General features: G+C 40.1%; 22 protein-coding genes and 1 pseudogene. 16 read left to right on the top strand and 7 right to left on the bottom strand.

Annotated elements, in window-relative coordinates; all coding sequences use genetic code 11:
• The first annotated feature begins 304 nt into the window (after positions 1-304).
• On the top strand, positions 305-829 hold the full coding sequence (locus GQR55_RS17255) for a transposase (protein ID WP_166421569.1): 525 nt from the start codon (positions 305-307) through the stop codon (positions 827-829).
• A 62-nt stretch (positions 830-891) separates the two neighbouring features.
• Here the strand turns inward: GQR55_RS17255 and tusA are convergent, their stop codons facing one another.
• The 3 genes from tusA to fadB form a co-directional block, all read right to left on the bottom strand.
• Positions 892-1,131, bottom strand: coding sequence for a sulfurtransferase TusA (gene tusA / locus GQR55_RS17250; protein WP_166421568.1), 240 nt, complete (start codon positions 1,129-1,131; stop codon positions 892-894).
• A 315-nt stretch (positions 1,132-1,446) separates the two neighbouring features.
• Entirely contained in the window at positions 1,447-2,616 is a 1,170-nt protein-coding gene (fadA, locus tag GQR55_RS17245) for an acetyl-CoA C-acyltransferase FadA (RefSeq protein ID WP_007584192.1), read from the bottom strand.
• A 4-nt stretch (positions 2,617-2,620) separates the two neighbouring features.
• Positions 2,621-4,780, bottom strand: a complete 2,160-nt coding sequence (fadB, locus tag GQR55_RS17240) for a fatty acid oxidation complex subunit alpha FadB (RefSeq protein ID WP_166421567.1) — start codon at positions 4,778-4,780, stop codon at positions 2,621-2,623.
• A 193-nt stretch (positions 4,781-4,973) separates the two neighbouring features.
• On the opposite strand from fadB, the gene GQR55_RS17235 reads away from it, so the two are divergent.
• The 9 genes and pseudogenes from GQR55_RS17235 to GQR55_RS17195 all read left to right on the top strand — a co-directional run bounded on the left by GQR55_RS17235 (position 4,974) and on the right by GQR55_RS17195 (position 12,854).
• The gene (locus GQR55_RS17235) at positions 4,974-6,860 is read left to right on the top strand and encodes a transglycosylase SLT domain-containing protein (RefSeq protein WP_166421566.1); all 1,887 of its coding nucleotides are present in this window, start codon (positions 4,974-4,976) and stop codon (positions 6,858-6,860) included.
• A gap of 116 nt (positions 6,861-6,976) precedes the next feature.
• Positions 6,977-8,299: a Xaa-Pro dipeptidase gene (gene pepQ, locus GQR55_RS17230; protein WP_166421565.1), complete on the top strand. Its 1,323-nt coding sequence runs from the start codon at positions 6,977-6,979 to the stop codon at positions 8,297-8,299.
• An 88-nt stretch (positions 8,300-8,387) separates the two neighbouring features.
• A complete protein-coding gene (locus tag GQR55_RS17225; RefSeq protein ID WP_166421564.1) occupies positions 8,388-9,002 on the top strand; it encodes a YigZ family protein in 615 nt (204 codons plus the stop codon).
• 96 nt (positions 9,003-9,098) lie between these two features.
• Positions 9,099-10,550, top strand: a complete 1,452-nt coding sequence (locus tag GQR55_RS17220; protein ID WP_121953916.1) for a TrkH family potassium uptake protein — start codon at positions 9,099-9,101, stop codon at positions 10,548-10,550.
• Positions 10,551-10,594: 44 nt separating this feature from the next.
• Positions 10,595-11,257, top strand: a complete 663-nt coding sequence (locus GQR55_RS17215; RefSeq protein WP_166421563.1) for a flagellar brake protein — start codon at positions 10,595-10,597, stop codon at positions 11,255-11,257.
• Between the two features lie 464 nt (positions 11,258-11,721).
• A pseudogene (locus GQR55_RS17210) lies at positions 11,722-11,877 on the top strand (calmodulin); the annotation flags it as partial.
• Between the two features lie 119 nt (positions 11,878-11,996).
• The gene (locus GQR55_RS17205; RefSeq protein WP_166421561.1) at positions 11,997-12,209 is read left to right on the top strand and encodes an EF-hand domain-containing protein; all 213 of its coding nucleotides are present in this window, start codon (positions 11,997-11,999) and stop codon (positions 12,207-12,209) included.
• Positions 12,210-12,348: 139 nt separating this feature from the next.
• On the top strand, positions 12,349-12,561 hold the full coding sequence (locus GQR55_RS17200; protein ID WP_004335174.1) for a calmodulin: 213 nt from the start codon (positions 12,349-12,351) through the stop codon (positions 12,559-12,561).
• A gap of 77 nt (positions 12,562-12,638) precedes the next feature.
• Positions 12,639-12,854 carry an EF-hand domain-containing protein gene (locus GQR55_RS17195; RefSeq protein WP_166421560.1) on the top strand — a complete coding sequence of 72 codons (216 nt, stop codon included), beginning with the start codon at positions 12,639-12,641 and terminating at the stop codon, positions 12,852-12,854.
• Positions 12,855-12,935: 81 nt separating this feature from the next.
• On the opposite strand, the gene trkA is transcribed toward GQR55_RS17195, so the two are convergent.
• The 4 genes from trkA to def form a co-directional block, all read right to left on the bottom strand.
• Positions 12,936-14,312: a Trk system potassium transporter TrkA gene (gene trkA, locus GQR55_RS17190; RefSeq protein ID WP_004335170.1), complete on the bottom strand. Its 1,377-nt coding sequence runs from the start codon at positions 14,310-14,312 to the stop codon at positions 12,936-12,938.
• Positions 14,313-14,398: 86 nt separating this feature from the next.
• Positions 14,399-15,694: a 16S rRNA (cytosine(967)-C(5))-methyltransferase RsmB gene (gene rsmB, locus GQR55_RS17185; protein WP_024593219.1), complete on the bottom strand. Its 1,296-nt coding sequence runs from the start codon at positions 15,692-15,694 to the stop codon at positions 14,399-14,401.
• Positions 15,687-16,640, bottom strand: coding sequence for a methionyl-tRNA formyltransferase (fmt, locus tag GQR55_RS17180; RefSeq protein WP_166421559.1), 954 nt, complete (start codon positions 16,638-16,640; stop codon positions 15,687-15,689). Before fmt ends, rsmB begins: the two co-directional genes overlap by 8 nt.
• Before the next feature lie 21 nt (positions 16,641-16,661).
• Entirely contained in the window at positions 16,662-17,168 is a 507-nt protein-coding gene (gene def, locus GQR55_RS17175; protein WP_024607305.1) for a peptide deformylase, read from the bottom strand.
• 118 nt (positions 17,169-17,286) lie between these two features.
• Between def and GQR55_RS17170 the strand changes: the two genes are divergently transcribed.
• The 6 genes from GQR55_RS17170 to hemF all read left to right on the top strand — a co-directional run bounded on the left by GQR55_RS17170 (position 17,287) and on the right by hemF (position 22,234).
• Entirely contained in the window at positions 17,287-18,405 is a 1,119-nt protein-coding gene (locus tag GQR55_RS17170) for a LysM peptidoglycan-binding domain-containing protein (protein WP_166421558.1), read from the top strand.
• A 31-nt stretch (positions 18,406-18,436) separates the two neighbouring features.
• The gene (gene dprA / locus GQR55_RS17165) at positions 18,437-19,528 is read left to right on the top strand and encodes a DNA-processing protein DprA (protein ID WP_166421557.1); all 1,092 of its coding nucleotides are present in this window, start codon (positions 18,437-18,439) and stop codon (positions 19,526-19,528) included.
• Between the two features lies 1 nt (position 19,529).
• Positions 19,530-20,003 (top strand): DUF494 family protein, encoded by a 474-nt coding sequence (locus GQR55_RS17160; protein WP_166421556.1) that lies wholly within the window; start codon positions 19,530-19,532, stop codon positions 20,001-20,003.
• A gap of 114 nt (positions 20,004-20,117) precedes the next feature.
• A complete protein-coding gene (locus GQR55_RS17155; RefSeq protein WP_166421555.1) occupies positions 20,118-20,693 on the top strand; it encodes a topoisomerase DNA-binding C4 zinc finger domain-containing protein in 576 nt (191 codons plus the stop codon).
• A 25-nt stretch (positions 20,694-20,718) separates the two neighbouring features.
• Positions 20,719-21,282, top strand: coding sequence for an L-threonylcarbamoyladenylate synthase (locus GQR55_RS17150; protein ID WP_166421554.1), 564 nt, complete (start codon positions 20,719-20,721; stop codon positions 21,280-21,282).
• A gap of 1 nt (position 21,283) precedes the next feature.
• Positions 21,284-22,234 carry an oxygen-dependent coproporphyrinogen oxidase gene (gene hemF / locus GQR55_RS17145; protein ID WP_166421553.1) on the top strand — a complete coding sequence of 317 codons (951 nt, stop codon included), beginning with the start codon at positions 21,284-21,286 and terminating at the stop codon, positions 22,232-22,234.
• Positions 22,235-22,347: the final 113 nt, after the last annotated feature.

Genomic DNA, 22,347 nt, shown 5'->3' with positions numbered 1-22,347 from the left:
ATTAAATACTAGACGCAAAGGCAAGCTCACTGACTTCGATGTGATAAATGATAGCTAATCATTTATCAATGAGAGATACAAGGTTGGGTAGAGTGAAGCGAAACCCAACATGTGTGGCGAATAAAACTATTTTGGTGGTTATTAAATACGTTGGGTTTCGTAAAACTCAACCCAACCTACGCCAGAAACAAGTTTTATAAGTATGCAACAATATCGTGGATAAGTTTGACTTAAACTTGCCTTGATTATAATTAACAAAACTAATCTATACTCTTATTTATCTGTTTATTTTATAGGTAAAAATATGCGTTATAAACGTATGTTAGAGGCGGGCGCATGTTACTTTTTTACGGTAAATTTAGAAGATAGGACACAAAAGCTTCTTGTTGAAAATATAGAGTTATTGCGTCGTGTATATTTAAGAGTTGTAAAAAAGCATCCCGTTAAGACAATTGCGATAGTTATCATGCCCGATCACCTCCATGCTATTTGGCAATTACCTGAGGGCGACAGTAATTATGCAATGCGTTGGCGGTTGATAAAATCTGGGTTTTCTCGAGGATTACCACCAACTGAGTTTTGTAATATTAGCCGAATAGCTAAAGGTGAGCGTGGAATTTGGCAGCGGCGTTATTGGGAGCATAAAATTAGAGATGAAGGGGATTTAAATAACCATATCAATTATATTCACTATAATCCCGTGAAGCACAAATATGTTTCTAAAGTCAGTGATTGGTCTTTTTCGAGTTTTCATCGATATGTCAATAATTCAAAATTACTGAGTAACTGGGAGTGCGACAATAACTTAAACGATATATGTGATGAGTAAAGTTATTTTGGTGATTATACAATATGTTGGGTTTCGTAAGACTCAACCCAACCTACGTGAGTTCAAATTCCTTTCTTCACCACATATCTATACGGTGCTTCTTCTGCATCTTTAGCCACCAGCGTGTGATCCATAAACGTACAAAAACTCGGAATATCGCGGGTGGTTGACGGGTCATCAGCGGTTATTAATAACGTTTCACCATCACTCATTTTACGAATTGCAGCGCGCACCATCATTACTGGTTCTGGACAGCGTAGGCCAATGGCATCTAATTGGTGATCGGGGTTATCAAAGCTCATAATAAATTGGCCTGTTTAATTAAAGTGATTACTGCGTCAGTGAGTGCTTAGGTATAGCAATTAATAAGTTCGGAAGTTTAACGCAATTTTAAGTGTAATTTAACTATTTTACTTAGATCTAGATCAGCATTTTATTTAACGCTTTTAGCAGCTTCAAAATGCTTTATTAAATAATACGCCCGATCACATAATTACGCAGTTACATGCTTGTTTGATAAAGGGTCGTTTTTATAAATTGAAGCTAATAAAAAAGGCGAACTGAATAAAATCAGTCCGCCTTTTTAATCACCAAGATGGTTTACATGTTCAAGCTAATTAGTCTTGAACACGTTCAAATACAGTTGCAATGCCTTGGCCTAAACCAATACACATAGTTGCTAAACCGTATCGTACATTTTTGTCTTCCATTAAGTGAATAAGCGATGTGCTAATACGCGAACCCGAACAACCCAGAGGGTGACCAAGTGCGATTGCGCCGCCATTTAAATTCACTTTTTCGTCAACAACATCCATTAACCCTAAATCTTTCATTACAGGTAATGATTGAGCTGCAAAGGCTTCGTTAAGCTCTACTACGCCTAAGTCATCAATTGTAATACCGGCTTGTGCAAGTGCTTTTTTACTTGCTGGTACTGGGCCGTAACCCATAATTGATGGATCGCAACCCGCGACTGCCATTGCTTTAATGCGCGCACGAATTGGCAAGCCAAGTTCTTTTGCTTTTTCTTCGCTCATTACTAACATTGCAGATGCGCCGTCAGAAAGTGCAGAAGACGTACCGGCTGTTACCGTACCCGATGCAGGATTAAATACAGGGCGAAGCTTTGATAGGCCTTCTACTGTTGTTTCTGGGCGAATTACTTCGTCGTCTTCAACTAATATAAGCGAACCGTCTGCTGCGTGACCTTCCATTGCTAAAATTTCGCGACGGAAACGGCCTTCAACAGTTGCAGCTTGTGCACGTTGATGTGAGCGATAAGCGAATTCATCTTGTTGCTCACGGCTAATGCCATGAAGCGTTGCAAGGTATTCTGCTGTTAAACCCATTGAGCCCGATGCTTGTGCAATCGTTGTTGCTAAGCCTGGGTGAAAGTCGTTGCCGTGAGTCATAGGTACGTGACCCATGTGCTCAACACCACCAATTAGGTAAGTGTCGCCAGCGCCGGTCATTATTGCGCGCGCTGCGTCATGCAATGCTTGCATTGACGAGCCACATAAACGGTTAACCGTTACAGCAGGTACGCTGTGTGGAATACCGGCAAGTAATGCTGCGTTACGTGCTACGTTAAAGCCTTGCTCTAATGTTTGTTGTACACAACCCCAATAAATATCGTCAATTGATGCTGGATCAACTGCTGGGTTGCGATCAAGTAAGCCTTTCATTAAATGTGCGCTTAAGTCTTCAGCACGTTTATGTTTGAATACACCACTTTTAGAGCGACCCATTGGTGTGCGGATACAATCTACAATTACTGGATTATTCATGATATTAACCTTCCACCTTATAGAAAACACGACCTTCTTCGGCCCACTTGCGAGTTTGCTCAGATACTTGGTAAATCGCACCTAGGTGAGCGTATTTGTCTGCTGCTGCAACAAAGTTAGCTAAACCAGTTTGATCTAAGTAACGGAACGCGCCGCCTCTAAATGGAGGGAAACCAACACCATAAACTAATGCCATATCTGCTTCTTGCGGAGAGGCAACAATGCCTTCTTGCAAACAAAGTAGCACTTCGTTAATCATTGGAATCATACAACGGTCGATGATTTCTTGTTTATCAAATTCTTTTGGTGCGTCTGTAATTGGGCTTAATAGCTCAACTGCTGTCTCGTCATGAGACTTTTTAAGACGACCGCGACGATCTGTTTCGTATTTGTAAAAACCGGCTTTGTTCTTTTGACCAAAACGTTTTTCGTTGGCAAAAATAGTTACAGGGTCTTTATCAGCACGAGCCATACGCTCAGGGAAACCGTCAGCCATTACGCCAGTACAATGGAACGCTGTATCAATACCTACAACATCAAGTAAGTAAGCCGGACCCATAGGCCAGCCAAATACGTTTTCCATTACTTTATCTACTTTTGCAAAGTTAGCGCCTTCAACCACTAATTTGCTAAAACCTGCAAAGTAAGGGAATAAAACACGGTTTACAAAAAAGCCTGGGCAATCGTTAACAACAATTGGTGATTTACCTAATTTAAGCGCGTAATCAACTACTGCATTAATTGTTTTATCTGAGGTTTTTGCACCACGGATAATTTCTACTAATGGCATTTTTGGCACTGGATTAAAGAAGTGCATACCACAGAAGTTTTCTGGCTTATCTAGCGCTTCTGCTAGTAAATCAATACAAATAGTCGATGTGTTTGAAGTAAGTACAGTGCCTTCTGGCATGTTCTTTTCAAGATCAGCGAGTACTGCTTGCTTAACTTTAGGGTTTTCTACAACGGCTTCAACAATAATGTTGGCGCTTTGTAGGTCTGAATCGTTAAGTGTTGGTTTGATTTTGCTAAGAGTTGCCAACATTTTTTCCATTGGCATGTGGCCACGCTTAACTTTTGCACCTAATAACTTAGACGCTTCACCCATACCTAAATCAAGCGCATCTTGTTGGATGTCTTTCATTATAATAGGTGTGCCTTTATAAGCAGACTGGTATGCAATACCGCCGCCCATAATACCTGCACCTAGTACAGCTGCTTGTTTAATTTCTACATCGCTGTGCTTAGCAAATTTACGTGCTTTACCTTTAATGTATTGGTCAGCTAGGAATATACCTGTTTGAGCTGCTGCTTCTGGTGTACGTGCTAATTTAGCAAAGTTGGCATTTTCGATTGCCATTGCTTCATCGCGAGTACAGTTTGCCGCTGCTTTAATAGTACGTACAGCCATAACCGGTGCAGGATAGTGGCCTTTGGTTTTACCCATTACCATACCTTCTGCCATTGCAAAGCTCATGCCTTGCTCAACACGGTTTAATTTAAGTGGCTGTAGTTTTACGTTACGTTTTGCTTGCCAATCTAGCTTGCCAGCAATCGCAAGTTCAAGCGTTGATACACTTGACTCTACAAGTTTGTCAGTACTAACTACCGCGTCAAACGCACCTACTTTAAGGGCATCTGCTGCGCGATTTTCTGCGCCAGAGGTAATCCACATCATTGCGTTATCGGCGCCAATGATACGTGGTAAGCGCACTGTGCCACCGAACCCTGGCATTATGCCAAGCTTAACTTCTGGTAGGCCCATTTTAGCTGTTTCGCTTGCTATACGATAATCGGTAGCAAGTGCCCACTCACAACCACCGCCAAGTGCCATACCGTTTATAGCGGTTAGGGTTGGGAATGGTAAATCTTCGATTGCATCAAAAACGTCTGTTGCGTTTTTGATCCACGTTACTAGTTCTGCTTCTGGTTTAGTAAACGTTGGTAAAAATTCGAAGATATCGGCACCAATAATAAAGTGCTCTTTATCACTGGTAAAAATCATGCCTTTGATATCAGTATTAGCGGCTAATTCTTTTAATGCTGCCGCGCAATCTGAAAGAGTTTTTTGAGATAATGTGTTTACAGAACCTGCAACACAAAACTTAAACTCGGCGATGCTTTCCTTTAGGAAGCTAACTTCAAAGGAATCGCTTTTATATAACATTATTATTCTCCCTAGTTGACGAACTAAGACTGGTACGATGAGTTTGCATTTCAATCAGTGTGCTTGCTTTAAATTAAAAATGCAACGAAAAATTTAACTCGGTTACAATCGACTGGTTAAAATATAGCTGGTTTGGTGCTAAGGTGGTTGAAAAGTTTTTATTCACTACTTTAATTTTTTATTAAAGGACATTATGAAAAAATATTTATTAAGTGTTGTGGCAGCTGCATTCATTTTCCCTCTTTATTCTGCCGAGGCAAGTATCGATAACGAGGCATTTTTAGATGCCGAAAAAAAAGTAAGGTACGGAAGCTACCAAGACTTTAAAGAAGCGGTTAGTGGCTTAAATCATCCGTTGAAACCTTACGTTGAAAAAACATATTGGCAGCGCCATCCAAATATTAAGTATCAAGCAGAGATAGAAGACTATTTAAACATATATCAACATACTCCGCTTGAGTGGCCGGTACGTAAAGCATGGTTAGAGTATTTAAAAAAGAAAAATAAAAAAGCAGCTTATATTCGTAATTACCGTGAAACGTCTAATACTGGGCTTACCTGTACTTATTTAGATTTTCAGCTTGATTTGGGCGCACCTGAAAAAGCAATATTTAATCAGGTAACCGACCTATGGGCTGTGGGTAAGTCGCAGCCAAATGAGTGCGATAGTTTATTTTCACAGTGGCGTAAAAAAGGCTACATGAAAGAAGAAACCGTTTGGAAGCGCGTTACACTTGCCGCAGATGGCGGTACACAAAGCTTACTACCTTATTTAAAAACGCTGTTACCTAAAAATGAAAGCTACTTAGCAGATTTATATTTAAAAGTACGTAAAGATCCAAGCGCTGCAGCTGGATTATATAGATATAAAAATAAGTCAGCTAAAGAAGGCCAAATAGCACTTTATGGTGTTAAGCGTTTAATATGGCGCGATAAAGAGCTTGCTTTGAAGGCGTGGGAAAAGTTAGAAAAAATATTTAAGTACAGTGATGAGGAAAAAGCGGGTGTGTATTACACTTTTGCATTGTCGCTTGCTTCAAGCGGGCATAAACAAGCGAGCTTTTGGCTAAATAAAGTGCCAAAAGAGCGACTAGACAGCAAGCTTATTCAGTGGCAATTGGGCAATATGCTTAAAATCCAAGATTGGGAAGGGATCGCTGCATTTTTTACAGGTAAAGAAAACTTAAGCCTTGGCCAACAATATTGGTTAGCTTACAGTTATGCAAAACGTGGTGAGCAACAAAAAGCCGACGACATTTGGAAAAAAGTTGCAGCTAATCGTGATTATTACGGTTTTTTAGCCGCAGCGCGTTTGGGTTTGCCCGTTGATTTAAACAATCAACCCTTAGCGGTTGATAAGGTACTTGTAGATAAAGTAAGTAATGCACCGGGTTATAAGCGTGCAAAAGCACTTTACGATATTGAGCGCTTTACGTCGGCGCGCCGTGAGTGGAATTATTTAACGGATACGTCTAGCGACGAAGAAAAACTAGCTGCATCACAGTTATCTACCGATTTAGGTTGGCACGACAGCACTATTTTTACTTTAGCAAAAATTAAAGCGTGGGATAACGTAGAGCAACGCTTTCCGTTTGCATTTCAAGATGTATTTGAACGTTATAGTAAACGTAGCAAAATAGATGTTGCCTGGAGTATTGCTATTGCAAGGCGTGAAAGCTCTTTTGCACCTGATGCTCGCTCGCATGCTAATGCGCGTGGTTTAATGCAGTTATTACCAAGTACGGCTGAGTACGTAAATAAGGGCAGTGTATCGAGCAATCGCTTGTATCAACCTAAAACAAATATTAGGTTGGGTACGAGTTACCTACAGTACTTGAAAAAGAAAAACCACGGTAACGAAGTGCTGGCTACGGCGTCTTATAATGCGGGTTATCATCGTATAAAGCGTTGGTTACCTGATGAGGCTATTCCGGCTGAGTTATGGGTAGAGCTTATTCCGTATCGCGAAACCCGTGATTACGTAAAAAATGTATTTGCGTATAGACAGGTTTACCATACTAGAATGGGTCGAGAGGGTAATGTACTTGCACCGCTACTGGAAATGAAAATGGGCGGTTAGTAAACATAAGTTTAAAGTAGAGGGGATATCTAATGCGTTTAGATATCCCCTTTTTTGAGCGCTGAGGGGATAAGTGGTAGACTCAGAGCAAGTTAAATTTAACAGATGGATTAACAATGGATAAATTAGCCGTTTTATACGCCGAACATATTGCAACACTGCAACAGCGTACTCGTACTATTTGTAGCAGCGAAGGGTTAGAAGGATTAGTCATTCATTCAGGCCAAGCTAAGCGCCAGTTTTTAGATGATATGTATTATCCATTTAAAGTTAATCCACAGTTTAAAGCGTGGTTACCTGTTATCGATAACCCACATTGCTGGATTGTGGTAAATGGCAGCGACAAACCAAAACTAATATTTTATCGCCCGGTAGATTTTTGGCATAAAGTGCCAGACGAACCTCGTGATTTTTGGGCTGAGTACTTTGATATAGAGCTATTACTACAGCCTGATCAAGTTGAAAAGTTATTACCATACGATAAAGCTAAATACGCTTACATGGGTGAATACATTGAAGTAGCGCAAGCACTTGGTTTTAGTATTATGAACCCAGAGCCTGTACTTAACTATTTTCATTACCACCGCGCTTATAAAACGCAGTACGAGCTTGAATGTTTACGCAACGCTAACCGCATTGCAGTAGATGGGCATAAAGCTGCGCGCGATACATTTTTTAATGGCGGCAGTGAGTTCGATATTCAACAAGCGTACTTAATGGCTACACGTCAAAGCGAAAATGAAATGCCGTACGGCAACATTGTTGCGCTTAACGAAAACTGCGCTATTTTGCATTACACGCATTTTGATCCAAAAGCGCCACACACGCATAACTCATTTTTAATTGACGCCGGTGCAAACTTTAATGGTTACGCTGCTGATATTACCCGAACTTATGATTTTAAAAAGCAGGGTGAGTTTGCTGAGCTTGTGCAAGCTATGACGGTTCAACAAATTGAATTAGGTAAAGGTTTAAAGCCGGGTATGCTTTATGGTGATTTACACGTTGAATGCCATAACCGTATAGCACAAATTCTAAGTGATTTTAAAATTGTTAATTTACCAGCGACAGAAATTGTTGAGCGTAAAATTACCTCTACTTTCTTCCCGCATGGTCTAGGGCATCACCTTGGTTTACAAGTGCATGATATGGGCGGCTTTATGAGTGACGAAAAAGGCACTCATCAGCCATCGCCAGAAGGGCATTCGTTCTTGCGTTGTACTCGTCGAATAGAGAAAAACCAAGTGTTTACTATTGAACCGGGTTTATACTTCATTGATTCACTGCTTGGTGATTTAGCGCAAACCGATAATAAGCAGTTTATTAATTGGGAAAAGGTTGAGTCATTTAAACCATTTGGCGGTATTCGTATTGAAGATAACATTATTGTTCACGAAGATAGCTTAGAAAATATGACACGAGATTTAGCGCTCGATTAATTCTAGTTAACACTAATTAGTTTATACACGTTAAAATACGTACATTATTTAAAGGGGCCTTTTGGCCCCCTTTTTACAAGTTTAAAATATGTCTGAATATAAATATCCCGCTGCTGACGTTTTTCATCAAGAAGAAATTAAAAAAAGTACGTTTATAGTTCACATTGCACATACCCCCGATTTAAATTCAGCTAAAGCATTTATTAAAAGCATTGAAGAAAAGTATAGCGATGCGCGTCATAACTGCTGGGCACATGTGGCAGGTAACCCCGGGGGAAGCCATGTTTATGGTTTTTCGGATGATGGTGAACCAAATGGCACGGCAGGAAAGCCTATGTTAAATGTGCTGGTGGGTTCGGGCCTTGGCGAAATAACAGCTGTAGTTACACGTTACTTTGGCGGAATAAAATTAGGCACGGGCGGATTAGTACGAGCTTATGGTGGCTCATTAAATAATGCATTAGTAAAATTGCAAACGGTACTTAAAGTTCCCAGTGTTGAAATTACTGGGAGTAGTGAATACAGCATGCAAGGTGCTATTGAGCAGTCATTAAAAACAAAGTATCAAGTGCTTAATATTGATAAGCAATTTACTGCTAATATTGAATGGGTGATTACAATAGATAGCCGCGAAGCTCAGCAAGCAATCAAAGATATTTTTGATTTAAGTCACGGCGCAGTTGAGTTAACTATTAAAGAGTAATAACCTACACAAATTGCATGTAATGCATACTGACCCTATTTAATTTGGCTGATACTACTCAGCCTGAATTTACTAATAATAAAAGCGACAAGCTAAATGCAATTTCGTACCATCATAAAAATTCTTGGCCAACTTGTTGCGCTGTTTAGTATTACCATGGTGCCTCCGGCACTGGTGTCTTTAATATATAAAGACGGTGGTGGTGTTCCTTTTGTTTTAGCATTTATCTTTAGTGTTGTTATTGGCATGATGGCTTATTACCCAAACCGCCATGAAAACGGTGACTTAAAAGCACGTGAAGGCTTTTTAATTGTTGTTTTGTTTTGGCTGGTACTTGGGGCGTTTGCGTCCTTGCCGCTTATATTTTTACAAGAACCTAATTTATCGCTCGCCGATGCGGTGTTTGAAGCATTCTCTGGCTTAACAACCACCGGCGCTACAGTACTTACCGGTATTGAGTACTTACCTAAGTCGGTGTTATTTTATCGCCAGCAACTCCAGTGGTTTGGCGGTATGGGTATAATCGTACTCGCTGTCGCTATACTACCTATGCTTGGTGTTGGTGGTATGCAGTTATATCGTGCTGAAATACCAGGGCCTGTAAAAGACTCCAAAATGACCCCGCGAATTGCCGATACAGCAAAGCATCTTTGGTATATTTATGTGTCGCTTACTATTGCTTGTATGCTGGCTTATTGGGCTGCAGGAATGGAGTGGTTTGATGCTATATGTCATGCATTCTCAACGGTGGCTATTGGTGGTTTCTCTACTTACGATGCCTCTATGGGGCACTTTGATAGCCCTGTAATTAACTTTATTTGTGTGTTCTTTTTAATTATAGCCGCCGTTAACTTCTCCCTGCATTACGCCGCTGTGGCGAGCCGAAACGTACAAGTTTATATTCGAGACCCTGAGTTTAAGGTGTTTTTGTGTATTCAATTAGCGCTGGTGGTTATTTGTTTTACCGTACTTTCCTCTAATGAAATATTTGCTAATGGCGATGAAACCCTCGATCAGGCGTTATTTCAAGCTGTTTCTATGAGTACAACGGCAGGCTTTGCTACTGATAACTTTTCAACTTGGCCTTTGTTTTTACCTATTTTACTTATATTTTCGAGCTTTATTGGTGGCTGTGCAGGCTCTACCGGTGGTGGTATGAAAGTAGTGCGCGTATTCCTACTTTATTTGCAGGGTGTGCGTGAGCTTAATCGTTTGGTGCACCCGCGGGCTATATATTCAATCAAGCTGGGTAGAAAGGCGCTGCCAGATAAAGTAGTAGAAGCTGTGTGGGGATTTTTCTCTGCTTATGCGTTGGTGTTTATTATTATAATGTTAGCGCTTATGGGCACGGGTATGGATAATATAACGGCGTTCTCAGCCACTGCTGCTTGTTTAAATAACTTAGGCCCAGGCTTGGGTGATGTAGCCTCGCATTACGGCGCTATAACCGATGGCGCTAAATGGTTACTGACCATTGCAATGGTGTTTGGGCGCCTAGAAATATTTACCTTATTAGTGCTATTTACGCCTACATTTTGGCGTGGTTAAACGAGCCATTTAAATTTTAAAATATAAGTTAGTGGGAAAGGGATATGCCAACTTCAAATCTAGACAAATTACATCAACTAACTACAAGTGGTTTGGTCGATTTAGAAATATTAACCCCAACCGACAGTAAACGTGTAAAAACCGAGTTTGTTGGTTTGCTTGAAAATAAATTTATTATTTTAAATTATCCAAATTCTAGACGTTTACCTGCTAGTAGTGACTATTTACGTGATGGTGTAATGGTTGTTGTTAGGGCATTAATTGAAGGTGGCGGCGGGCAAGTTATAGCGTTTCGCCAACAAATAATGTCGGTTGCGTCTCACCCGGCTAAGCTTATATTTATTAACTATCCTAAGCAGGTGCAGTTATTTGCACTGCGCTCGCAAACGCGTATACCTACCTTATTACCTGCAAAGCTAAAGCTAAGTGACGACAGAATACTTGAAGGCCTCATTAAAGATATTTCGCTAACCGGAGTAATGTTTGATATTAGAGGTGTTCAGCAAGATGAAAATATTAAAGATATGCAATGCACAGTAATACTCAATAGCAGTGATAAAAGTTTTGAAGGCGAAATTTGCAGTGTTAAGGAACATGTCGCAGGCGTGCGTTGTGGAATTAAGTTACTAGCAAGCGAGGATGAAATGAAAACCTTTATGAAAGAGCATTTTATAGACCCTTCAGCGCTCGAACCCACCGTTGAATAAATAGCTTTTCGCTTATTTGCAACAAAAGGGTATTTTACGTCAGTATTTATAAAATACTTTTTATTATTTTTATTATTAATAATTATTATTTAAATAAAACAATGCATTACGTATTATTTATTGTAATTTTTTTTGTGTTATTAAATCTACCTCGTTAAAATTCATCTGAATTATTCTATAAATCCCCTTCTTTAATTTGCATACATTTAAAAATGTATCTTTTTATCTAAACATAACTATATGTTTTTAATGGTTTTAATATATCCACTTTGAAGTGCGTTGCTAAAAGGCAACAGTAATTACTTTAAAAATCCCTTCTTTTTATGAGTTTTACATTTAACTATATGAAATTTAATAGCTTTTAAATGTTGGCATCTAAGTTGTAATAGTCTGGGTGTACTGAACGAAATCGTGATTCAAAGTGAAATACTTAATCGCACACATAAATTTGAAGGATACATATTATGAAAAGCATTAATAAAACTTTAGCACTTATCGCTATTGCATCTTCTTCAGCCGCTTTTGCTGCAACAGACTTTGACACACTTGATGTGGATGGCAGTGGCACAATTAGCCAAGCAGAAGCATCAGTAGACGCAAAATTAATGAGCATGTTCTCTTAACTTGATACAGACCAAGACGGCGAACTATCTAAAGAAGAGTTTTCACAAGCATAAGCTTAAAACTCTGGGGCGCTACTAAGAGCCCACATTACTCAAAAAATTGAAGGATACACGTTATGAAAACATTAAATAAAGCATTAGCACTTGTGGCACTAGCATCTTCTTCAGCCGCGTTTGCAGCAACAGATTTCGATACATTAGATGTAGATGGCAATGGCGCAATTAGCCAAGCAGAAGCATCAGTAGATGCAAAATTAATGAGTATGTTCTCAGAACTTGATACTGACCAAAATGGTGAGTTATCAAAAGAAGAATTTTCAGAAGCTTAATTAAAAAGTATTTATCCTGAGTTGCCAAAGACACCTAAGTAGGCAAGGGAGCTTACGAAAGAGGATAACAAGGAAGTGAAAAATTACGTTTTAAGTTAAACGAAGCAATTTTTTTGATAGAACATTGAAGGATTAAGTTATGAAACATTTAAATAAAGCATTAGCACTTATAGTACTAGCATCTTCTTCCGCTGCATTTGCAGCATCAGATTTTGACAGCCTTGATATCGATGGTAGCGGCACAATTAGCCCAAGCGAAGCGGCAGTCGATACAGATTTAATGGCTGAATTTATTGAGCTAGATACCGACGGTAGCGGCGAGCTTTCTAAAGAAGAATTCGCTAATTACTAATTAATCTTTTCAGATTAAACATTTTTCACAGTCAGGGATCTTTGAAAAGGACTTCCCATATTACTAGGAATATTATTATGAAAACATTAAATACAACACTTGCAGTTATCGTTTTAGCATCTTCATCAGCAGCATACGCAGCAGTAGACTTTTCCTCTTTTGATGCAGATGGCGACGGCGCGATTTCAATGGAAGAAGCGAAGGTTAATCCTCAGCTTGTAAAGATTTTTGATGATTTAGATACTGATGGTAATGGTGAGATCTCTAAAGAAGAGTTTTCAAAAGTACAGTAATCAATATTTAAGCATACTCCACTAAAGCCGCCTTAGTCAGCGGCTTTTTTGTGTATGAAATTAACTAATTAGAGTAACTAGTTAAAGGAATATAGCACTTACTTGGAATAGTTTTTCTACAACGGTAATGTGTTTTTTGTCGATTAAAAACATGATGACATGATCGCCCGACATAATAATTGTATCATCGTGAGCTATCAACACATCGTCATTACGTACTATTGCCCCAATGGTTGTACCTGCAGGAAGTTTTATGTCGGCAATCGCGCGCCCAACAACTTTAGATGTGTTTTCATCACCATGAGCAACCGCTTCAATGGCTTCTGCTGCGCCTTTACGCAGTGAATACACGTTAACAATATCACCACGGCGTACGTGCGTTAATAACGCTGATATAGTTGCTTGTTGTGGCGATATGGCAATATCTATTTCGCCGCCTTGTACCAAATCAACGTAAGCTCCACGTTGAATAAGTACCATGGTTTTTTGTGCGCCCATACGTTTTGCAAGCATGGCCGACATAATGTTTGCTTCATCGTCGTTGGTTACGGCAATAAATACATCGACTTGTTCAATATGCTCTTCTGAGAGCAGTTCTTGATCAGATGCGTCACCACAAAAAACGACCGTGTTATCGAGCATTTCTGAGAGTTGCTCGGCACGTTCTTTACTGCGTTCAATTAGTTTAACGGTGTGATTTTTTTCAAGTGAGCGGGCAAGGCCTGCTCCAATGTTACCGCCACCAGCTATCATAATTTTTTTGTACGAACGCTCAAGTTTTTGTAGCTCGTTCATTACTGCGCGTATATGTTTTGTAGCGGCAATAAAGAATACTTCGTCATCGGCTTCAATAACGGTGGTACCCAGTGGTTTTATTGCTTTACCTTGACGATAAATAGCAGCAACACGAGTCTCTACATTAGGAATATGTTCTTTAAGTGCAGATAACGCATAACCTACTAATAAACCCCCATAGTAAGCTTTTACGGCTACTAACGAGAGCATGCCATCAGCAAACTGCAATACTTGCAGAGCACCAGGGTAGTCAATTAGACGGCGAATATACTTAGTGACCAGTGCTTCGGGAGCAATGTAATGGTCGATAGGTAAATCATCGTTTTGAAATAGTTTTTCACGGTATTTTAAATATTGCTCCGAGCGAATACGGGCAATTTTAGTGGGCGTTTTAAAAATACTGTACGCCACTTGGCATGCAACCATGTTCACTTCATCTGAACTGGTTACCGCTATAATCATATCGGCATCTTCAGCGCCTGCACGGCGTAATACATCAGGATGCGCACTGTGGCCCATAACCCCTTGTAAGTCGTACTTATCTTGAAGTTCACGTAATCGGTTACCGTCTATATCAACAACGGTAATTTCGTTTTGTTCGCCAACTAAGTTTTCAGCAAGCGTAGCACCAACTTGCCCGGCACCGAGTATAATTATTTTCATTATTTACCCGTGGTATTGATCATAATTTAATTAAAAAAATAGCCATTTAATGTTTCATAAATGGCTAACTATTTAGTGTACGGCTATTAGGCTTTTTTAACTAGCTTAGCGTAATAAAATCCATCACTTTCACCGGGCAGTAACTGCAAACCAGGAGTTGTTACGGTATCATTTTCGTGTAGAGGTATATGTTCTACATCATCGTTATTAGCTAAAAACTTAGCAACTTGCTGTTGGTTTTCTTGTGGAAGAACCGAACACGTAGCATATACCAATGTGCCACCTGGTTTTAACAGTGGCCAAATGCTATCAAGAATATCGTTTTGTAACTTAGATAAGTCTTCGATATCTGATGCGCGACGTAACCATTTTATATCAGGGTGACGGCGAATTACGCCAGTGGCTGAACAAGGCACATCAAGCAAAATACGATCAAATAATTTTTCGTCCCACCAAGTATGTGGTTGTGAGGCATCGCCACATTGAAGGTCTGCACCTAAGCCAATACGCGTTAAGTTTTGTTTAACGCGTTCAAGGCGAGTTGAGTCGCTATCAAGTGCAAGTACATCAGCATCAGCAAGCTCTAATATATGACACGTTTTTCCGCCAGGTGCTGCACAGGCATCTAAAATATAGTCATCTGCTTTAGGTTCTAAAAAGCGGGCTGCCAACTGTGCTGCAGCATCTTGTACTGAACATGCACCTGTATCAAACTCAGGCAACGAAAATACATCACGTGGTTTGGCAAGCTTAATCCCATCAATAAAGTCAGGGTTTAAGGTGTGTTCAATATCATTAGCGCTAAGCATGTCGCTGTACTCTTGCGTGCTAAATTGTGCTTGATTTACACGAAGCCACATTGGTGCTTGTTGCTGGTTTTCTTCAAGTAGTGCTTCCCAGCTATCTGGGTAGGCTGTTTGCACCTGTTTAATAAACCAATTTGGATGGTTGTATAAACATACCGGAATAAGCTTCGCTTTTTCTTCAAGCTCTGCTTGTTGGCGCTGAAAACTACGTAAAATGGCGTTTATTAGCCCTTTTAATCCTAAAGCGCGCAGTTGAGCCAGTGCGTTTACAGTTTCTGAAATGGCAGCATGTGGTGGTACGCGCATATGCTGTAACTGATAAATACCTACATATAATAAAAACTGAAATATTCTACGTTTACCTTTTAATGGCTGCTCTACTAAGTGTTGGCAGTAATTTTCAAGGCTAGGTAAGTAGCGTAAAACGCCGTAACAAATTTGCTGTAGCAGCGCTTTATCTTTAGGCGGCAAGCCTTGGCTTGCAAATGGAAGTTCTTGATTAAGCGATGCGCCTTTATCAACTACGTTATATAAAGTTTCAGCGGCAAGCGCTCGTACGTTTGGAACATTACTCATTGTTTTCGCCTAATATTGTGCCAGGAGTAACCCAGTCACTACGACCATTTAAAAAGTCGTTAATTGCCATTGGTTTTTTACCTTGCGGTTGTAATTGCGTAATACATAAAGCATGTTTGCCACATGCTACTACTACACCATTTTTGTCGCTTGATAAAATTTGCCCAGGATCACCTAATTGCTGCACAACCTGCGCTTGATAAATCTTTACTGTTTGCCCACCCATTTGGGTAAAGCACACTGGCCATGGATTAAAAGAGCGAATGTTTCGCTCAATTTGCAGCGCACTCATTGACCAGTCGATATTAGCTTCCTCTTTAGAAAGCTTTTTAGCGTAGTTAGCAAGTTCATCATTTTGAGGCTCAGGCGTGATCTCGCCATTTGCTAATTTATTAATGGTTTCAATCAACGCGTCTGGGCCTAGCTCAGCAAGTTTTGTATATAAACTTTCGCTTGTTTCGGTGGCGCTAATAGGGCAGCGGCTTATATGTAGCATATCGCCGGTATCTAGCCCTTCATCCATTTGCATTATTGTTACGCCAGTTTGCTCATCGCCAGCCCAAATTGCGCGTTGAATAGGTGCAGCACCGCGCCAGCGCGGTAATATAGAACCATGCACATTTAAGCAACCTAACCGTGGGGCTTCTAATATAGCTTTAGGTAAAATTAAGCCATATGCTACAACAATCATAATGTCGGCGTTTAAGCTTGTTAGCTCAGCTAGTGCTTCATCATTTTTTAATGATTGAGGCTGAAAAACCGGTAAGTCGTGCTCAAGCGCTAGCGCTTTAACTTCACTGGCTTTTAATTTTTTACCACGACCCGCAGGGCGGTCTGGCTGGCTATATACACCCACTATTTGGTGTTCGCTTTGAATCAGCGCTTGTAAATGACGTGCGGCAAAGTCCGGCGTACCGGCAAATATAATGCGTAATGGTTGAGTCACTGAGTTTTCCTAAGGTGCTTATTACTGTTCTGCAAACTTGGCTTCTTTTTCAAGCTTTTTACGAATACGTTGGCGCTTTAATGGAGATAAGTAATCAATGAACAGCTTACCTTGAAGGTGATCTAATTCGTGTTGAATACAAATAGCCAGTAATTCATCTGCATCTAGTACAAATTCTTCACCGTTTTCGTTAAGTGCAGCGACTGTTACTGTTTCTGCGCGGTCTACTTTTGCGTACGAGTTAGGTACTGATAAACAGCCTTCTTCGCTAACGGTAGAGCCGTCTTTTTTGATAATTTGTGGGTTAATTAATACCAGTGGCTCATCGCGCTCTTCTGATACATCAATAACAACTATTCGTTGATGAATATCTACTTGCGTGGCTGCAAGCCCAATGCCATTTTCATCGTACATTGTCTCTAGCATGTCTTTTACAATTTGACGTACTGTGTCGTCAACTTGTGCAACATCTTTTGCTATAGTACGTAAACGCTCATCTGGAAATCTTAAAACTTCTAACCTAGCCATAGTTACCTTTTTCACTTGTGCTTAATTTAGGGTATTGTATGCTCTTATTTTAGCCATTCGCGTTCACCTTTAACAGGTTTTGGGCAATAATAATGAAAAAACAATACAAGGAAGCTCAATGAAATCTCCATTACTTGCAATCATGCTTACGTTAAGCGCTGCGTTTCCCGCAGTAGCTGATGTACTTAAAATAAAAAAAGATGCTCCAAAACAGTATGTTGTAAAAAAAGGCGATACGCTTTGGGATATTTCTGGCATCTATTTAGATGAGCCTTGGCTCTGGCCTGAACTTTGGCAAATGAATCCACAAATTGACAACCCACACCTAATTTATCCCGGTGATGCATTGGCGCTTATATACGATGCCGATGGAAACCCACGTTTAGTCATCAATAAAGGCTATAGAAAATTATCTCCTCAGGGGCGTATTACACCAAAAGGGCGTAATGCTATTACTACCTTGCCGCTTGAAATGATTAAACCTTATATCAGTTACGAGCAAGCAATGAACAGTGACGATATTAAAGGTAAGCCTTATATTTTAGGTGCTAACGAAAATACTAAAACACAAACGTTAGGCCACATTTTATATGCTAAAGGCGACTTACAAGTTCATAAAGCGTATGCCATTTACCATAAGGGTGACCCTTACACAGATCTAACCGGTGAAATATTAGCAACACGTGCTTCTTTTGTGGGTATAGCACGTGCCTTTAGATCGGGTGATGAACACAATGGTGTACCTTCGTCGTTACGCGTTGAATCGGTGAAACGAGAAATTCAACAAGGTGATTTTTTAATACCAGCAATGGAAGGTCAAATGCTTCCAGCGTACTTTAATATACACCGTCCCTCTGAGCCTGTAACAGGTAATATTATTGCTTCGCCACGCCACGTTAGAGAATTCAGCACAATGGATGTTGTGGTGCTAAACTTAGGCAGTGAACAAAATATAGAAGAAGGTCATGTATTAGATCTAGAACGTCAATCGCCAACGGTTATTGATGGCCCTCGTGGCCCTCGTTACCCAGAAGATTCTAGTAAATACGAGAAGCTTTTATCTGATGCAAGCCAATTATTTGGTGGTGAGTCTGACGAAGAAAATACAACGTGGACTATGCCTAAAGAAAAAGTTGGCGAGCTAATTGTCTTTAAAGTGTATGACAAAGTAAGTTATGCATTAATAACTAAAAACCAGCACCCAATTCGCATTGGAGATATTGCAGTTATTCATTAAGAAGTAGCGAGTCGGTGCTCTAGGAGAGAGCATGGATCAGTCATCTGGCAAGCTAGCCCACTGGCTTGCCTTTTATATGTGTAAAGGGTTGGGTATCAAAACCCTTTTAGCACTATCTACAAACTATTCCCTTGGGTCGTTATTCGACTTACCCCATGACAAGCTTTTACAGCTTGGATTAACTGCTAATCAAGCGAGTAATTTACTCAACACTAATTGGCAGCAAGTAAATCATTATGAGCAATTAATTGCGCAGCAGGGCATTACCGTAGTCTGTATTTTTGATGCGCTCTATCCTGAGGATCTTCGACAGATTGCCAGCGCGCCTTTATTACTATTTTGTAGAGGTGATGTCTCGTTATTATCTACGCCGCAAATTGCAATAGTAGGAAGTCGTAATGCGACACCCACCGGACTTGAAATAGCATCAGAATTTGCATACGAGTTAACTTTGGCTGGTATTACAGTTACCTCAGGTATGGCAAGAGGGATAGATGGTGCTGCGCACAAAGGCTCTCTTGCTGGTACGGGTAAAACCATTGCTGTGCTAGGTACTGGGGTTGATATTTACTATCCAAAACGCCATAAACTATTAACGGACCAAGTATTAGAAAGCGGCCTGCTGGTGAGTGAGTTTTTACCCGGAACAGCTGCTAATGCACATAATTTTCCGCGTCGTAATCGTATTATTTCTGGGTTATCGTTGGGAGTGCTTATTGTTGAGGCTGAAATTAAAAGCGGTTCGTTAATAACAGTACGCTATGCGCTTGAGCAAAATAAAGAGGTGTTTGCAGTACCAGGTTCTATTAAAAACCCGTTAGCGCAGGCAAGTCACTTTTTAATAAAGCAAGGCGCTAAGCTAGTAGAAAACGTAGCCGACATTCTTGATGAGGTGAGTTTTACTTACGACAGTAACTTAGGTAATAAAGAGCAACCGATTCAAGCCAATTCTCAATGTGAGGTTTTAAATAGTATTGGTTTTGAAGTAACCAGCGTAGACGACATTGTACGTCGTGCTCAGTGGCCAATAGACAAAGTACTCGCTAGATTGCTCGATTTAGAATTAGACGATCAGATTGAGCGCGTGCTAGATGGTTATATTAAGTTAAGCGCAGGAAGGTAATATGTTTGATATTCTTTTATATCTTTTTGAAAATTACATTCATAGCGAAGCGGATATATTTGCCGAGCAAAATGAGTTAACAGATGAGTTATTACGCGCGGGTTTTAATAAGCCTGAGATATTTAAAGCGCTTGATTGGTTAGAGCAACTGGCCGACTTACAACACAGTGACGAATCTCCTTATTTAATAGCTAACCCTAAAGATGCAGTGCGTATATTTACCGATAGCGAGTGCCAAAGGCTCAGTGTTGAGTGTCGTGGCTTTTTAATGTTTATTGAGCAAATAGGCGTTATTAACAATGTGACTCGTGAAATGGTAATGGACTGTTTAGCTTCACTCGATAAACCAACCATAAGCCTAGAAGATTTAAAATGGATTGTACTTATGATTTTGTTTAATGTTCCTGGCTCTGAAGAGGCATATGAGCAAATGGAAGATTTGATTTTTGATGAACCCAGCGAACTTCTTCATTAGAGATAATTATCTTAATTGTACTCAAATTACTTAAACGGATAAGCACAGCATTGCTTGTATCTTTAAGTGGTTTGGGTATATTAGGCGAAAATTCACCAACCTATTAGGATCACCATGAGTAAAATCGACCATTCGCTTTTCTCGGCGAACAAGCACGCCCTCGAAAAAGAATACGAGATATGCCCACAGTGTGGTTCAGAGTTAGTGATCCGCAATAGTAAATCAGGCCCTTTTTTAGGATGCGCAAGTTATCCTAAATGCGACTTTATTAGACCGTTGGCACATCACGATAGTAATGAAATCAAAATATTAGAAGATTCAGCATGTCCTGAGTGTAGCAAACCGCTGGTGGTTAAAAATGGTCGCTACGGTATGTTTATTGGGTGTACGGGTTATCCAGAGTGTCATTACATTGCTAACGAAAATGAAGAAAAACAAAGCGAAGACACTTTACCTAGTTGCCCAAAATGTAAAAAAGGTCATTTAGTCGCGCGTAGTAATAAGTTTGGTAAAGTATTTTACTCTTGTGATTGCTACCCAAGTTGTAAATACACACTTAATAACAAACCGGTCGAACACCCTTGCCCACAATGTAATTGGCCAATCGTCATAGAAAGAAATATGGCAAACGGTACATTATTGCAATGCCCACAAAAAAGTTGCATGCATAAGCTCGCCCCAACTGAATAACGTTTAATTATATCTGGAGACTACTTTGTCAGACCTTTCAAATACGCCCACTGCAATAATATGCTTAACGCAAGGCGAAGTTATTTTATACCCAACAGAAGCTGTATATGGTTTAGGTTGTGATCCAGATAATCAACAAGCCGTTGAAGCACTATTAGCTATTAAGCAGCGCCCGGTTGAAAAAGGGCTTATTTTAATTGCTGATAATTACGGGCAGTTATTAAAATACGTAGACGATGCAAAAATACCAATGGATAAACGCGCTGATATTTTTTCCAGTTGGCCTGCTGCAATTACATGGGTTATGCCTGCTTCTAAAAATACGCCTAAATGGTTAACTGGGCAGTTTGATACCATTGCAGTAAGGGTAACAAACCATCCAACAGTAAAACGTTTATGCCAAGAGTTTGGTAAGCCGCTAGTATCAACCAGTGCAAACTTAACAGGGCAAGAAACTGTTATTAGTATTGAGCAAGCTAAAGCGCAATTTGCAGAGCAAGTTGGTTTTTACGTTGACGAACCGTTAGGTGGTAATACTCAGCCAAGCACAATAAAAGACGCCATGACTGGCAAAATATTTAGAGGTTAATATGCAAAGCGAATTATTAGATCAAGTAAAAGCATACTTTATGGCTTTGCAAGACACCATTTGCCAAGGTTTAGAGACCGCAGATGGCAGCGCTAAATTTATAGAAGATAACTGGCAGCGAGCCGAAGGCGGTGGTGGTCGTACGCGTGTAACTACAAATGGTACTGTAATAGAGCAAGGTGGAGTTAATTACTCTCATGTATTTGGCGCTTCAATGCCAGGCTCTGCAACAGCACATAGACCAGAGCTTGCAGGGCGAAGCTTTCATGCATGTGGTGTGTCGTTAGTTATCCATCCAAAAAACCCTCATGTACCAACAAGTCATGCCAATGTGCGCTTTTTTATAGCCGAAAAAGAAGGCGAAGAGCCAATATGGTGGTTTGGTGGCGGGTTTGATCTCACTCCTTTCTATCCAGTATTAGAAGACGTACAGCATTGGCATCAAGTTGCTCATGATATTTGCGCACCATTTGGCAGCGAAGTTTATCCAAAATATAAAACCTGGTGCGACGAGTACTTTTATTTAAAGCACAGAGATGAGACGCGCGGAGTAGGCGGTTTATTTTTTGACGATTTAAACGAACTGGGCTTTGAAAAGAGCTTTGCGTTTATGCAATCGGTGGGTAATGGCTTTTTAGATGCTTACTTACCAATTATAGAACGTCGCAAAAATGATGAATACACAGAGCAACAACGTGATTTTCAGCTTTATCGTCGCGGACGTTATGTAGAGTTTAATTTAGTATGGGATAGAGGCACTTTATTTGGATTACAAAGTGGCGGGCGCACAGAGTCTATATTAATGTCTATGCCACCACTTGCACGCTGGGAATATAATTATAAACCAGAGCCAAGTAGCCCAGAAGCTACCCTATATCAGTATTACTTACGCCCGCAAGAGTGGTTAACTAGTCAGCCAAGTGAGCTGATAGCCAGAGAATGGCAATTATAATAATTACACAGTAATCAAAAAGGCGCTAATTAGCTGTCTCTTATACACAAATCCCTGCTAAGAAATTAGCGGGGATTTTTTTGAACTAAATCTCAATGTCATGATCAGATCTT

The sequence above is a fragment of the Pseudoalteromonas sp. Z1A8 genome, assembly GCF_011378855.1.
Taxonomy (GTDB): Bacteria; Pseudomonadota; Gammaproteobacteria; order Enterobacterales; family Alteromonadaceae; genus Pseudoalteromonas.
Note: the sequence above shows the minus strand (reverse complement) of the source record. Positions and strands in the feature narration are given on the sequence as shown.

Coding starts and splice junctions, on each gene's coding strand:
- GQR55_RS17160 (WP_166421556.1), top strand. CDS start 19,530: ATGTTTGATATTCTTTTATATCTTTTTGAAAATTACATTCATAGCGAA.
- GQR55_RS17170 (WP_166421558.1), top strand. CDS start 17,287: ATGAAATCTCCATTACTTGCAATCATGCTTACGTTAAGCGCTGCGTTT.
- GQR55_RS17205 (WP_166421561.1), top strand. CDS start 11,997: ATGAAAACATTAAATAAAGCATTAGCACTTGTGGCACTAGCATCTTCT.
- GQR55_RS17200 (WP_004335174.1), top strand. CDS start 12,349: ATGAAACATTTAAATAAAGCATTAGCACTTATAGTACTAGCATCTTCT.
- dprA (WP_166421557.1), top strand. CDS start 18,437: ATGGATCAGTCATCTGGCAAGCTAGCCCACTGGCTTGCCTTTTATATG.
- fadA (WP_007584192.1), bottom strand. CDS start 2,616: ATGAATAATCCAGTAATTGTAGATTGTATCCGCACACCAATGGGTCGC.
- pepQ (WP_166421565.1), top strand. CDS start 6,977: ATGGATAAATTAGCCGTTTTATACGCCGAACATATTGCAACACTGCAA.
- tusA (WP_166421568.1), bottom strand. CDS start 1,131: ATGAGCTTTGATAACCCCGATCACCAATTAGATGCCATTGGCCTACGC.
- GQR55_RS17195 (WP_166421560.1), top strand. CDS start 12,639: ATGAAAACATTAAATACAACACTTGCAGTTATCGTTTTAGCATCTTCA.
- GQR55_RS17225 (WP_166421564.1), top strand. CDS start 8,388: ATGTCTGAATATAAATATCCCGCTGCTGACGTTTTTCATCAAGAAGAA.
- GQR55_RS17255 (WP_166421569.1), top strand. CDS start 305: ATGCGTTATAAACGTATGTTAGAGGCGGGCGCATGTTACTTTTTTACG.
- def (WP_024607305.1), bottom strand. CDS start 17,168: ATGGCTAGGTTAGAAGTTTTAAGATTTCCAGATGAGCGTTTACGTACT.
- fadB (WP_166421567.1), bottom strand. CDS start 4,780: ATGTTATATAAAAGCGATTCCTTTGAAGTTAGCTTCCTAAAGGAAAGC.
- GQR55_RS17220 (WP_121953916.1), top strand. CDS start 9,099: ATGCAATTTCGTACCATCATAAAAATTCTTGGCCAACTTGTTGCGCTG.
- rsmB (WP_024593219.1), bottom strand. CDS start 15,694: ATGAGTAATGTTCCAAACGTACGAGCGCTTGCCGCTGAAACTTTATAT.
- GQR55_RS17215 (WP_166421563.1), top strand. CDS start 10,595: ATGCCAACTTCAAATCTAGACAAATTACATCAACTAACTACAAGTGGT.
- GQR55_RS17235 (WP_166421566.1), top strand. CDS start 4,974: ATGAAAAAATATTTATTAAGTGTTGTGGCAGCTGCATTCATTTTCCCT.
- GQR55_RS17155 (WP_166421555.1), top strand. CDS start 20,118: ATGAGTAAAATCGACCATTCGCTTTTCTCGGCGAACAAGCACGCCCTC.
- trkA (WP_004335170.1), bottom strand. CDS start 14,312: ATGAAAATAATTATACTCGGTGCCGGGCAAGTTGGTGCTACGCTTGCT.
- hemF (WP_166421553.1), top strand. CDS start 21,284: ATGCAAAGCGAATTATTAGATCAAGTAAAAGCATACTTTATGGCTTTG.